10 protein-coding genes are annotated in these 12,619 nt (G+C 64.0%); 4 read left to right on the top strand and 6 right to left on the bottom strand.

Annotated elements, in window-relative coordinates:
• Window positions 1–210: 210 nt before the first annotated feature.
• The 3 genes from G6N38_RS09235 to pe are packed head-to-tail and all read left to right on the top strand — an operon-like array spanning window position 211 to window position 5,773.
• Window positions 211–1,620: a condensation domain-containing protein gene (locus G6N38_RS09235; RefSeq protein WP_281357905.1), complete on the top strand. Its 1,410-nt coding sequence runs from the start codon at window positions 211–213 to the stop codon at window positions 1,618–1,620.
• 59 nt (window positions 1,621–1,679) lie between these two features.
• Window positions 1,680–4,658 carry an MMPL/RND family transporter gene (locus G6N38_RS09230; RefSeq protein WP_163747252.1) on the top strand — a complete coding sequence of 993 codons (2,979 nt, stop codon included), beginning with the start codon at window positions 1,680–1,682 and terminating at the stop codon, window positions 4,656–4,658.
• The gene (gene pe / locus G6N38_RS09225) at window positions 4,655–5,773 is read left to right on the top strand and encodes an acyltransferase PE (RefSeq protein ID WP_163747251.1); all 1,119 of its coding nucleotides are present in this window, start codon (window positions 4,655–4,657) and stop codon (window positions 5,771–5,773) included. The genes G6N38_RS09230 and pe overlap by 4 nt, the downstream gene beginning before the upstream one ends.
• Before the next feature lie 4 nt (window positions 5,774–5,777).
• Here pe and G6N38_RS09220 read toward each other — a convergent pair whose 3' ends face one another.
• Both G6N38_RS09220 and G6N38_RS09215 read right to left on the bottom strand, forming a co-directional pair.
• On the bottom strand, window positions 5,778–6,413 hold the full coding sequence (locus G6N38_RS09220) for a GAP family protein (RefSeq protein WP_163747250.1): 636 nt from the start codon (window positions 6,411–6,413) through the stop codon (window positions 5,778–5,780).
• Window positions 6,414–6,425: 12 nt separating this feature from the next.
• The gene (locus tag G6N38_RS09215; protein WP_163747249.1) at window positions 6,426–8,147 is read right to left on the bottom strand and encodes an AMP-binding protein; all 1,722 of its coding nucleotides are present in this window, start codon (window positions 8,145–8,147) and stop codon (window positions 6,426–6,428) included.
• A gap of 86 nt (window positions 8,148–8,233) precedes the next feature.
• On the opposite strand from G6N38_RS09215, the gene G6N38_RS09210 reads away from it, so the two are divergent.
• Window positions 8,234–8,716 carry a flavin reductase family protein gene (locus G6N38_RS09210; RefSeq protein ID WP_163747248.1) on the top strand — a complete coding sequence of 161 codons (483 nt, stop codon included), beginning with the start codon at window positions 8,234–8,236 and terminating at the stop codon, window positions 8,714–8,716.
• Between the two features lie 24 nt (window positions 8,717–8,740).
• Here G6N38_RS09210 and G6N38_RS30220 read toward each other — a convergent pair whose 3' ends face one another.
• The 4 genes from G6N38_RS30220 to G6N38_RS09195 all read right to left on the bottom strand — a co-directional run bounded on the left by G6N38_RS30220 (window position 8,741) and on the right by G6N38_RS09195 (window position 12,564).
• Entirely contained in the window at window positions 8,741–8,896 is a 156-nt protein-coding gene (locus tag G6N38_RS30220; RefSeq protein ID WP_170314159.1) for a hypothetical protein, read from the bottom strand.
• A gap of 88 nt (window positions 8,897–8,984) precedes the next feature.
• Window positions 8,985–9,740 (bottom strand): succinate dehydrogenase/fumarate reductase iron-sulfur subunit, encoded by a 756-nt coding sequence (locus G6N38_RS09205; protein ID WP_163747247.1) that lies wholly within the window; start codon window positions 9,738–9,740, stop codon window positions 8,985–8,987.
• A 2-nt stretch (window positions 9,741–9,742) separates the two neighbouring features.
• Window positions 9,743–11,671, bottom strand: a complete 1,929-nt coding sequence (locus G6N38_RS09200) for a fumarate reductase/succinate dehydrogenase flavoprotein subunit (protein ID WP_163747246.1) — start codon at window positions 11,669–11,671, stop codon at window positions 9,743–9,745.
• Between the two features lie 56 nt (window positions 11,672–11,727).
• Window positions 11,728–12,564, bottom strand: a complete 837-nt coding sequence (locus G6N38_RS09195; RefSeq protein ID WP_163747245.1) for a succinate dehydrogenase subunit SdhC — start codon at window positions 12,562–12,564, stop codon at window positions 11,728–11,730.
• Between the last annotated feature and the right edge of the window lie 55 nt (window positions 12,565–12,619).

The following is a 12,619-nucleotide window of genomic DNA, read 5'->3' as shown; positions in this document are numbered from 1 at the left end:
CATGTGGGTTGCTGAAGGACGCGCTTTCGGGATCCGTTGATAGCGTCCTCATAGGAGTGCCCTACGGGGTCCTGAATCGGGCCTCGCTACCACCCCTGAGCTGGCCTATCGGGTCTGTCGACGACCGTCTCAGCCACAGGCGCTATGTTGGTCTGGCCACCAGCGTTGCCGGTCCCCCGGCCGTGGCTGTTCAGAACCGGGAGGGGAATATTGCATATCGGGAAGATTTCGATCGGCACAATCGATGATTGGTCGCCGAGCCCCGGTGTGGTGACTTCCTGGCGCCCGACAACTGCGGCGATGGAGAAGGCTCGGCAAGCGCCGGTCAGTTCGGTGCCCGTCAGCTATATGCAGGGCCAACATATTCGTGGCGTTTACGAGCAGGATGCCGCTGGGCTCGATTATTCACGGCAGATCATTGCTACCTGCGAAGTGCCTGGTCAGTGCGATATATCGGCCATGAATCACGCGTTGAACGCCTATCTGCGCCGCCATGACACCTATCGGAGTTGGTTCGAATACTCGGGTTCTGGCGATATCGTCCGACGAACAATCGCGGACGCCGCCGATATTGAGTTCGAGCCCGTTGATTTCGGCGAAATGGCTGCCGAAGATGCGCGTAAGCACATTGTCGATATCCCGACTCCCCTGGAATGGGGCTGTTTTTCCTTCGGGGTGGTCCAGAGTGCGGATCACTTCGATTTCTATGCCAGCATCGACCACGTCCACGGGGATGCGGCGCTCATCGGGATCACGATGCTCGAGGCTCACGGCATGTACACGTCGTTGACGGTGACCGGTCAGCCCATGGCCCTGCCTGAGGCGGGCAGCTTCGACGATTTCTGTCTCCAGGAGCACCAGTCCACGGCGGATTTGACCGTCGATTCGCCGGAGGTCCGCGCCTGGATCGAGTTTGCCGAGAACAACAATGGCACCCTGCCGGAGTTCCCGCTGCCGTTGGGCAACCCGCTGGAACCGACCGTCGCAGACATGGTCGGCGACGTGCTGATGGACGCTGAACAGACCACGAGATTCGAAGCCGCGTGCACGGCGGCAGGTGTCCGCTTCGTCGGCGGTTTGTTTGCCTGCACCGCCATGGTGGACCACGAATTGACCGGTGCGGCAACTTATTACGGACTGACACCGAGAGACACCCGCAGGACGACGGATAACTTCACGACGCAGGGCTGGTTCACCGGCCTGGTCCCGATCACCGTCCCGATCGCCGCGACGTCGTTCGGTGAGGCAGCCTGGGCGGCGCAGAACTCCTTCGATACCGGCCTGAGCCTGGCGAGGGTTCCGTACTACCGCGTGCTGGAGTTGGCGCCGTGGTTGGACAAGCCTGCGCCGAACTTCCCGGTTTCCAACTTTCTGCACGGCGGTGCCGCGCCCCTCAACGCCGTGTTGGCGGCCGCCGACATGGGCTATTCGAACAATATCGGCATCTACTCGGACGGACGATTCTCCTACCAGCTGACGATCTATATATTCCGGTACGAGGCCGGCACCGTGATGTCAGTGATGTTTCCGGACAACCCGATCGCCCAGAAGTCGGTCGGCCGGTACATCGCCGCGATGAAATCGGTGTGCGGTCGGATCGCAGACGGCGGGCATTGGTGACGACTTGCGAGTAGCGAGACCTCACAGAACACAGGTGAGGGCAGCCGGATGAGGACAACGTGCGACGGCTAGCTGACTTTGTCGTGCGGTGGCCCTGGGCGGTGATTGGGCTCTGGGTCGCGTTGGCGGTCGCTTTACCGTTGACGTTCCCGAGCTTGACCGACATGGCCCAGAAACACCCGCTGGCCATGCTGCCTGGCGACGCTCCCTCCAGCGTGGCGGCCCGGCAGATGACCGAAGCGTTCTCTGAACCGGGCGGCGACGATCTGCTGCTGGTGGTGCTCACCGACGAGCGCGGGCTCAGCCCCGCTCACGAAGCGACCTATCGCAAGCTGGTGGGCGCGCTGCGCGAAGACCAGCACGACGTCGTGATGCTGCAGGACTTTATCGAAACACCAGCGCTGCGTTCCTTTTTGACGAGTAAGGACAATAAATCCTGGGTCGTGCCGGTGGGGCTGGCCGGCGCGTTGGGCACTCCGCAGTCGTATGACGCGTACAAGCGGGTGGCCAATATCGTCAAACAGAACACCGCCGGCAGCCCGCTGGAAGTACACCTGACCGGACCGGCGGCCACCGTCGCCGATCTCACCGTCGCCGGCGAACGCGACCGGCTGCCAATCGAACTCGCGATCGGCATCCTGGTTCTCATCGTGCTCCTGGTGGTGTATCGCAACCCGATCACCATGCTGCTGCCGTTGATCGGAATCGGGATATCCCTGGTGATCGCGCAGTCCGTGGTCGCCGGCCTGTCCAATCTGACCGGGCTGGGGGTATCGAACCAGGCCATCATTCTCCTTAGCGCGATGATCGCCGGTGCCGGAACGGATTACGCGGTCTTTCTGATCAGCCGCTATCACGACTATGTGCGGCGCGGCGAAAGCTCCGAGGATGCGGTGCGCCACGCATTGGGCTCGGTAGGCAAGGTGATCACCGCATCCGCTGCCACCATCGGTGTCACGTTCCTCGGAGTCAGCTTCGCCAAGATGGGGGTGTTCTCCACCGTCGGCGTGTCATCGGCCATCGGGGTCGGGGTGGCGTACCTCGCCGCGCTCACACTGTTGCCCGCCATCATCGCCGTCGCCGGGCCGCGCGGCTGGATCACGCCGAGGCGTGAATTGACCGCCCGGTGGTGGCGACGGTCGGGTATCCGCATCGTGCGCCGGCCACGGGTGCATCTGGTGGCCAGCGTCCTGATCCTGATTCTGCTCGCCAGCTGCGTGGGGTTGGCGAAATACAACTACGACGACCGCAAGGCGGTGCCGGCGTCAGATCCGAGCTCGGTCGGCTACACCGCGCTGGAACGCCATTTCGACCTCAACCAGTCCATCCCGTCCTACGTGCTGGTCCGCTCGCCGCGTGACCTGCGCAGCCCGCAGGCACTGGCGGACCTCGAACAGATGGCCGAGCGCATCAGTCAGGTGCCGAACATCGCGATGGTCAGTGGTATCACCCGACCGACCGGATCAGTGCCGCAAGAGTTCAGGGCCACATATCAAGCGGGCCTGGTCGGCAATCAGCTGGGCAACGGTGCCGCGATGATCGCCGCCAACATGAACGACCTCAATCGCCTTGCGGGCGGGGCCAATACGCTCGCGAACAACCTTGGCGATGTGCGCGGCCAAGTCAGTCAGATAGCCACCGGCGTCCAGGGGATGGTGGACGCGTTCTCCTCGATCAAAAGCCAGTACGGCGGCGACAAGCTGGTCAAGAACGTCGAGACCGCGGCCAAGCTCGTCAATGCGATGAACCGGCTGGGCAATTCGATGGGTATCAACGTCCAAGCCGCCAAGGATCTGTTCGCCTGGGTGGGGCCGGTGTTGGTGGCACTGCACGGTAACGCCGTCTGTGACCTCGACCCCTCCTGTGCCGAGACCCGCGGTCATTTTCAGGCACTGGTCGACGCACGCAACGACGGAACCCTCGACGAGATCAATTCTCTGGCAGGGCAATTGCAGTCGATGCAGGACAGGCAGTCCCTCGACGCGACCCTGCGCCAGCTCAGTGACGCCTTCGGCAGGCTGACCAAGGTCATGCATTCCATGGGGCTGGACTCGCCAGGTGGCGCGCAGGCGAGCACCAACAAACTTCGGCAGGGCGCTGATCGGGCTGCCAGCGGCAGCCGGGACGTCGCCAACGGTGTGGACCAGGTCGTCGACCAGATCCAACTCATGCGAACCGGCCTCGATCAGGCCGCGGCGTTCCTGTTGTCGATGAAGCAGGACGCCGCAAGCCCCGCGATGGCGGGATTCAACATTCCGCCCGAGGTCCTCAATTTGCCGGACTTCAAGATGGCTTCCAGGATGTTCATCTCACCCGACGGGCATTCGGTGCGCTACCTCGTGCTCACCAAACTCGATCCGTTCAGCGCCGCGGCGATGGATCAGGTCAATGCGATCAGCGACGCCGCGCGCAGTGCGCAACCGAACACCAGTCTGTCGGACGCCACGATCTCGATGGGCGGTTATCCCGCCGCGCTGCGGGACACCCGCGACTACTACCAGAAGGACATCCGGTTCATCATCGCCGTCACCTTGACCGTGGTGTTGCTGACGTTGATGTTGCTGCTGCGCGCGATCATCGCCCCGCTGTATCTGGTTGGTTCCGTGGTGCTTTCGTACTTCGCCGCACTCGGCATCGGCGTCCTGGTCTTCCAGTACCTCTTCGGTCAAGAGCTGCACTGGACGGTGCCGCCGCTGGCGTTCGTGGTGCTGGTCGCGGTGGGAGCCGACTACAACCTGCTGTTCGCGTCACGATTGCGGGACGAATCGTTTGGTGGCACACGCTACGGAGTCATCCGCACGCTCTCGTCGACCGGCGGTGTGATCACCGCGGCTGGTCTGATCTTCGCTGCCTCCATGTGGGGTCTGCTGTTCTCCAGCATCGGTACCGTGGTGCAGGGAGGGTTCGTCATCGGTGTCGGAATCCTGCTGGACACGTTCCTGGTCCGGACCGTCACGGTGCCCGCCATGGCTACCCTGGTCGGAAAGGCGAATTGGTGGCCGTCACGAATGACATCGCAGGGAAGCGGTAAGGCATGAAGAAGCTACTCGCCACGGCAACCACGCTGCTGACCCTGTGTGCCACCGGGGGAATTGCGGCCGCCGATCAGCCGGTGCCGGGTCAGCCGAACAACGACGGGCCGACGCCGATCGGTACGCCGGGCCGGGGATATGCGCTAGGCGGCGCCCACGTTCTCGGTATTCCCTATGACGAGTACATTCGCCGCACCGGCGCGGACTGGTTCCCCGGCCTGAACCGCCAGATCGTCGACTACCCGGCCGGGCAGGTCCAGGGCCACACCTTGGAGCGGCTGTTCCCCGGTATCGGCAAGCTGGACGACAACTTCCCCGGCCTGGGCATCGACGGCCCGAGCATCGGTGAGTCGGTCGACGAAGGCGAAGGCAACGTCCTTCGTGCGATCCAGGCAGGCGGGCCCGGCACCGCGATCGGGCTGTCTGAAGGTGCGATGGTGCTCAACGCCGTGCAGAACCGGTTGGCCACCGATCCGAACGCCCCGCCGCCGGATCAGTTGTCCTTCGCCACATATGGCGATCCGATTGCACCGCACGCCTTCGGTGCGAGTTTCCTGGCGCAGAACTTCCCGGTGGGCAGCGTCGTTCCGGCGCTGGACTACCAGATCCCACCCCCGGTCGAGAGCCAGTATGACTCCTACCGTTTCGTCTCCGCTTACGACAGCATCGCCGACTGGCCGGACCGCCAGGACAACTGGATGGCCATGGCCAACGCGATCGTCGGACTGGCGACCGGTCACACGGCCGTCGCGTTCACCAACCCGAGCATGGTTCCGCCGCAGAACATTCGGACCACGGTGAACTCCAGGGGCGCGAAGACCACGACGTACCTGATCCCCGAACAACATCTGCCGCTGGTATTGCCGTTCAAGTATCTCGGTGTCGACGAAGGCACGCTGAATCAGCTGGACGGCGTACTGAAACCGATGGTGGATTCCGGATATTCGCGCAACGACGATCCACTGACCGCGCCGATCGAGGTCGATCCGGTACACGGCTATGACCCGGCGGCCGTCACCGCACCGGCCACCCAGGCCGCCTTCGGGGGCGGGACCGATCCGCTGTCGCAGCTGACGGCGGGTCTGCAGTACGTGCTGGATCACGGTCCCAGCGCGCACTGACTTTCTACACGCCGAGTAGGCCTGCCGCGAGCAGCACGACACCAACGACGGCCAATAACACGGCGACTTCGCGGCGGCGCCGGGCACGAACCCAGCCGTGCAGTGCCGTCATCGCTGCGCGGGTGCGCTGCGGGGCCACCAGATAGGCCAGCAGCGGAATCTCCACCAGCGCGAACGCCACCACATTGAACGTCACCAACGCCCCGAACCGGACAGCCGGGGCGGCCGCGCCGGCGGCGATGACGGCGAGTGCGGCCAGGTAGTCGATCGAAGGTAGCGCGATACCCAGGCCGGCCACGCCGGCCACCCACAGTGACTGGCCGTCGAGCAGACGGCTCAGCCACGCCGGCGCGGTGCGGTCACGGCCCTTGGTGACGGCCAGGATCCCCGCCGCCAGCAGCGCCAGCATCCCGATCACGATCTGCACCCTGGGCAGGGTGAAATGAGCCGACGCCGGGATCCGGGACTCCAGCGCGAACAACACCACCGCGCCGACGGTCAGGCCCATTACGAAGCCGCCGCACAGGAAAGCGGCAAGCTGCAGATGGGGGCGGGGCCGATTCAGCATCAGGACCGCCATCCCGATGCGAAACGGTTCCAGACTGACCGCGACCGCCATCACCAAGAGGGCGAACCACATCGGGGAGATCAGCTACGCATCCAACCGGACGAACTGTCCATGGCGATACTCCTCGACGCACGCTGCCCGGCGGATCTTGCCACTGGTCGTCGTCGGGATCGACCCTGGTTCGACCAGCACGATATCGGCGACCTGCAAGCCGTGGCCACGCGAAATCGCTGCGATGACATTGGTTTTCACTTCTGCGTACTCGTTGGAATCGGCACGCTTCTTGAGCTCGACGATGGTCACCAGCGCCTCGCTCTGTTCATCGGACACCGCGATGGCAGCCACCCGACCCCGGGTGATCTTCTGCACCGTCGACTCGATGTCCTCCGAGTAGTGGTTGCGGCCACGCACGATCAGCATGTCTTTGATGCGCCCCACGATGAACAGTTCACCCTCGGAGACGAATCCCCGGTCGCCGGTGCGCAGCCAGCCGTTCTCCGGAATGCCCGGGATGTCCTTGGGCGGGTCGATCAGCGTCGCGCCGAACGCGGACCCGGTCTGCTCCGGCTTGCGCCAGTAGCCGGCGGAGACGTTCTCACCATGCGTCCAGATCTCGCCGACGATGCCATCCGGGCACAGTTGGCAGGTATCGGCGTCGACGATCCGTACCAATGGCGAGTCCGGCAGCTGGTACCGCAGCAATGGTGCCCCACCGGGTTTGCGCACAGCCACGCCCGCAGACAGCTCGTCGATGTCGAAGTCGACGACTTCCGGCACCTGATTCGCGGTGCTGCTGGCGACGTAGACCGTCGCCTCGGCCAGGCCGTAGGAGGGTGCCATCACCTCGGGGCGAAGGCCGATCGGGGCGAGGCGTTCGTTGAATCTGACCACGGTCTCGGGGTGGATGCGTTCGGCTCCGTTGATGATGCCGATGACCCCGCTGAGGTCGATGCCGTCCAGTTCCTCATCGGTGGCGCGTCGTGCGGTGAGGTCGAACGCGAAGTTCGGTGCGGCCGACCACGCCTTCGGTTGGCGGGCCATGGCGTGTAACCATCGCGCCGGCCGGGACAGGAACGCGATCGGGCTCATCAGGTCTGCCGGGTGCCCGCTGAAGATCGGCGCACCGATCCCGAGCATCAGCCCCATGTCGTGGTAGAACGGCAGCCAGGAGACCAGACTGGTTCCCGGTGGGAACTCGCCACCGAAGTGCGGCACGTAGTCGGCCATCAACTGTTCGAAGTTCGCGCTCATGTTGCGGTGCGAGATCATCACCCCCGCCGGCAACCGGGTCGAGCCGGAGGTGTACTGCAGGTAGGCGATATCCGGTCCGTCGGGTATCTCGGGGTCGACAGCTCTGGTGGCATCCAGATCGAGCGTGTCCACCGCGATCGTGGCTATCACGGCGGCGCCGTCGTCCACATACTGTGCGGCGACCTCGAAGACTTCAGAGGTCGTCAGGACCACCGTCGGCGACGTATCGGTCACCACGGCGCTGACCCGCTCGTCATGAGAACCCGGTACCGGTACCGACAGCGGGACGGCGATGAAACCAGCCTGCATGGCGCCCAGGAACGCAACGATGTAGGCCAGACCCTGCGGAGCGATGATCAGTGCCCGGTCGCCGGGGACTCCGTGCTGGCTGATCTCCTGCGCGACGTTCAGGGTCCGGCGATACACCTGCGACCAGGTCAAGCTCTGGGCTATTCCGTTCCAATCCCGGTCGTAATCGGTGAACGTGAAGGCGACGTCGTCTGGTGTCAGACCAGCGCGTTCGCGCAGCACGGACAGGATTGAAACGTTCGGCACGGCCTTAGGCTACTCAACGGGTATTTGAATCAGGCCTGACCCTGCTATGGCCGCGGCGCACCGTCACATGTGAAAATGGCTGTGTTATGAGTAACACAGAGCTGAGCCCCACCTCGCTGCGTGAGGCGTTCGGGCATTTTCCGTCTGGTGTCATCGCTATCGCCGCGGAGGTCGACGGTGTTCGGGTGGGTCTGGCCGCCAGCACCTTCGTGCCGGTGTCGCTGGATCCGCCGCTGGTCTCGTTCTGTGTGCAGAACAATTCGGAGACCTGGCCGAAGCTGAAGGACCTGCCGTCTCTGGGGATCAGCCTTCTCGGTGAGTCGCATGACGTCGCGGCGCGAACCCTGGCAGCCAAGACCGGGGATCGCTTTGCCGGGTTGGATACCCACTCGCACGAGAGTGGTGCGGTCTTCGTGCACGGCACCAGCGTGTGGTTGCAGAGTTCGATCGAGCAGCTGGTGCCGGCCGGCGACCACACCATCGTCGTCCTGGCGGTCACGAACATCACGGTGCACAACGTTCCGCCGATTGTGTTCCACCGCAGCACCTTCCACAGACTGGGCGCTTAGCCCAGCCTGGTCCCGCCGCGCGGGTCAGGGTTTCTCGCCGAGTTCTTCGCGATACGCGGCGATGCGCTGCTCGATCTCGGCCGCGTCGTGGGGCCGACCCTCTTTGAGAGCCAGTTCGGCGCGGACGGTCAGCTCGCGGATCGCTGTGCGAATGTCGTTGACGCTGTGCACGCTACCCATGGTTCGAGGCTACCCAGATAGCTGCCTAGAGGAACGGGCCGCGAGAAATCCCTGGGGAAATCTCGCGGCCCGCTCGCCGAGGCTTTGACTACTTATCGCGCCGGAACAATTTATTGCCGAGCCACACGATCGGGTCGTACTTGGCGTCGGCCACGCGCTCCTTCATCGGGATCAGCGCGTTGTCGGTGATCTTGATGTGCTCGGGGCACACCTCGGTGCAGCACTTGGTGATGTTGCAGAAGCCGAGGCCGTTTTCTTCCTGGGCCATATTGCGACGGTCCAGGGTGTCCAGCGGGTGCATCGACAATTCGGCCTGCCGCATCAGATAACGCGGGCCGGCGAAAGACTTCTTGTTCTCCTCGTGGTCACGGTTGACGTGGCACACGTTCTGGCACAGGAAGCACTCGATGCACTTGCGGAATTCCTGGCTGCGGTTCACATCCTCCTGCTGCATGCGGTACTCGCCGGGCTGCAGGTCCTTCGGGGGAGTGAACGACGGGATCTCCCGCGCCTTCTCGTAATTGAAGGAGACGTCGGTGACCAGGTCGCGCATCACGGGGAAGGTCCGCAGCGGCGTGATCGTCACGACCTCGTCCTCGCCGAACGTCGACATCCGGGTCATACACATCAGCCGTGGCCGCCCGTTGATCTCGGCAGAACACGAACCACATTTGCCTGCCTTGCAGTTCCACCGCACCGCGAGGTCACCGGCTTGCGTGGCTTGCAGCCGGTGGACGATGTCGAGCACCACCTCGCCGTCGTTGACCTCGACGGTGTAGTCCTGCAGGTCGCCGCCGGTTTCATCGCCGCGCCAAACCCGCAGTTTCGCGTCGTAAGCAGCCATTTTCAGCCCTTCCGCTCAGGGTGCTCGGCTAGTTGATCTTCGGTGTAGTACTTCTCGAGTTCGGACAGCTCGAACGTCGCCAGCAGATCAGGCCGCATCACGGGCTGCTGCTCAGGCGTCACCGTCACGTCGGGCACGACGCTATCGGCCTCCCCGGGTGCGACCCGGCAGACCAGCAACTTATTGCGCCAGTGGGCGTCCATCTTCGGGAAGTCGTCACGGGTGTGTCCGCCACGGCTTTCCGTGCGCTGCAGCGCGGCCTTGGCCACACACTCGCTGACCAGCAGCATGTTGCGCATGTCGATCGCCAGGTGCCACCCGGGGTTGAAGACCCGTCCGCCCTCGACGACGACGTTGGCGTAGCGCGCCTTGAGCTCGTCGATCTTGGCGAGCGCCTCTTCGAGTTCGCCTTCCTTGCGGATGATGCCCGCCAGGTCGTTCATCGACTGCTGTAGCTCGGCATGCAGGGTGTAGGGATTCTCGGCGTTGGCCTTCGGCTCGAACGGCGACAGCGCGAGCTTGGCGGCCGCGTCGATCGCCTCGTCCGTCACGGCAGGGCGTGCGGAGAGCGCCCGCACATAGTCGGCGGCACCGAGTCCGGCGCGCCGGCCGAACACCAGCAGGTCAGAAAGCGAGTTGCCACCGAGCCGGTTCGAGCCGTGCATACCGCCGGAGCACTCGCCGGCTGCGAACAGGCCGGGTGTCGAGCCGGCGCCGGTGTCGGGATCGACCTCGATGCCGCCCATCACGTAGTGACAGGTCGGACCGACCTCCATCATGTCCTTGGTGATGTCGACCTCGGCCAGCTCGATGAACTGGTGGTACATCGATGGCAGGCGGCGCTTGATCTCCTCGGCGGGCATACGCGAGGCGATGTCCAGGTAGACGCCGCCGTGCGGCGTGCCGCGACCGGCCTTGACCTCGTCGTTGATGGCGCGGGCGACCTCGTCGCGAGGCAGCAGGTCAGGGGTGCGGCGCGCGGAGTCGTTGTCCTTGAGCCACTGATCGGCTTCTTCCTCGGTTTCGGCGTACTGCCCCTTGAACACTTCGGGGATGTAGTCGAACATGAACCGCTTGCCATCGGAGTTCTTCAGAACTCCGCCGTCACCGCGGACACCCTCGGTGACCAGGATGCCCTTCACCGACAGCGGCCAGACCATCCCGGTCGGATGGAACTGGATGAACTCCATGTTGATCAGGCCGGATCCCGCGCGCAGCGCGAGCGCATGCCCGTCGCCGGTGTACTCCCAGGAATTCGACGAGACCTTGAACGATTTGCCGATGCCGCCGGTCGCGAGCACCACAGCCGGCGTCTCGAACAGGATGAACTTGCCGGTCTCGCGCCAGTAGCCGAAGGCGCCGGCGATCCGCCCACCATTCTCCGGGCCGTCCTTGATGAGATCGGTGATCGCGCACTCGTGGAAGACCTTGATCCGGGCCTCGTAGTCGCCCAGTTCCTTCTTGTCGTCCTGCTGCAGCGAGACGATCTTCTGCTGCAGGGTGCGGATGATCTCCAGGCCGGTGCGGTCGCCGACGTGTGCCAGCCGCGGATAGGTGTGCCCACCGAAGTTGCGCTGGCTGATCTTGCCGTCTTTGGTGCGGTCGAACAGCGCGCCGTAGGTCTCCAACTCCCACACCCGGTCGGGAGCTTCCTGCGCGTGCAGCTCGGCCATCCGCCAGTTGTTGAGGAACTTGCCGCCACGCATGGTGTCACCGAAGTGCACCTGCCAGCTGTCCTTGGTGTTGACGTTGCGCATTGCCGCGGCGCAACCGCCCTCGGCCATGACGGTGTGCGCCTTACCGAAGAGCGACTTCGTCACCACGGCGACCTTCAAACCCCGTTCCCGGGCTTCGATGACCGCTCGTAGGCCCGCGCCGCCGGCACCGATCACGACCACGTCGTAGGAATGCCGTTCGACCTCAACCGTCATTTGACCTCGCTCAAGCTATGGTTCGGAAAAATTCAGTCAGTCAATGGATCTCAGCGTCAGCCGACGAATCTCAGATCGGAGATGGTGCCACTGGCCACCAGTGCGACGTAGAAATCGGTGAGCATCAGGGTGCCCAGCGTGATCCAGGCGTACAGCTTGTGCCGGGTGTTCAGCTTGCTGACCTGGGTCCAGATCCAATACCGCACCGGATGCTTGGAGAAGTGCTTGAGCCGGCCACCGGTGACGTGGCGGCAGGAGTGGCAGGAGATCGTGTAGACCCACAGCATGACGACGTTGCCGACCAGGATGATGTTGCCCAGGCCGAATCCGAAGCCGCCGGGCCCGTCCTCGGAGTGGAAGGCGACGATTGCGTCGTAGGTGTTGATCAGCGAGATGGCGCCAGCGATGTAGAAGAAGTACCGGTGGGTGTTCTGGATGATCAGCGGAAGGCGGGTCTCGCCAGTGTATTTCGCGTGCGGCTCAGCCACTGCGCAGGCGGTCGGGGACTGCCACACCGAACGGTAGTAGGCGCCGCGGTAGTAGTAGCAGGTCAGCCGGAACAGCAGCAGGAACGGCAGTGACAGAAACGCGTACGGCAGCAACGACAGCGGCCCGGTGGCGGGCAGGATCTGCGGCCAGAAGTCGCTTGCCTCACCGCACGCCTTGCTCAGGCACGGCGAGTAGAACGGCGTCAGGTAGTGGTACTGCGGGACGAAGAAGTGGTCCCGCTGGAACGCGCGCACCGTCGCGTAGATGACGAACGCGGCGAAACCCAGGTCCGTGAGGATGGGTGATTTCAGCCAGTTGTCGGTCCGCAGCGTACGTTGCGGAATTTGGGCACGGCCGGGTGAGAAGACGCCGGTCGCAGGGCGGTTACCCGCAGGTGCGCTCATCTACTGTGATCCCCTTCGCATTAACTCATCGGAGGGTACCTAGATCACGGCACCC

It is taken from the genome of Mycolicibacterium helvum (assembly GCF_010731895.1).
GTDB classification, from domain to species: domain Bacteria; phylum Actinomycetota; class Actinomycetes; order Mycobacteriales; family Mycobacteriaceae; genus Mycobacterium; species Mycobacterium helvum.
Note: the sequence above shows the minus strand (reverse complement) of the source record. Positions and strands in the feature narration are given on the sequence as shown.

Bases quoted from the DNA above. Each gene is read 5' to 3' on its own strand.
- pe (WP_163747251.1), top strand. From the start codon at position 4,655: ATGAAGAAGCTACTCGCCACGGCAACCACGCTGCTGACCCTGTGTGCC.
- G6N38_RS09220 (WP_163747250.1), bottom strand. From the start codon at position 6,413: ATGTGGTTCGCCCTCTTGGTGATGGCGGTCGCGGTCAGTCTGGAACCG.
- G6N38_RS09210 (WP_163747248.1), top strand. From the start codon at position 8,234: ATGAGTAACACAGAGCTGAGCCCCACCTCGCTGCGTGAGGCGTTCGGG.
- G6N38_RS30220 (WP_170314159.1), bottom strand. From the start codon at position 8,896: ATGGGTAGCGTGCACAGCGTCAACGACATTCGCACAGCGATCCGCGAG.
- G6N38_RS09205 (WP_163747247.1), bottom strand. From the start codon at position 9,740: ATGGCTGCTTACGACGCGAAACTGCGGGTTTGGCGCGGCGATGAAACC.
- G6N38_RS09200 (WP_163747246.1), bottom strand. From the start codon at position 11,671: ATGACGGTTGAGGTCGAACGGCATTCCTACGACGTGGTCGTGATCGGT.
- G6N38_RS09195 (WP_163747245.1), bottom strand. From the start codon at position 12,564: ATGAGCGCACCTGCGGGTAACCGCCCTGCGACCGGCGTCTTCTCACCC.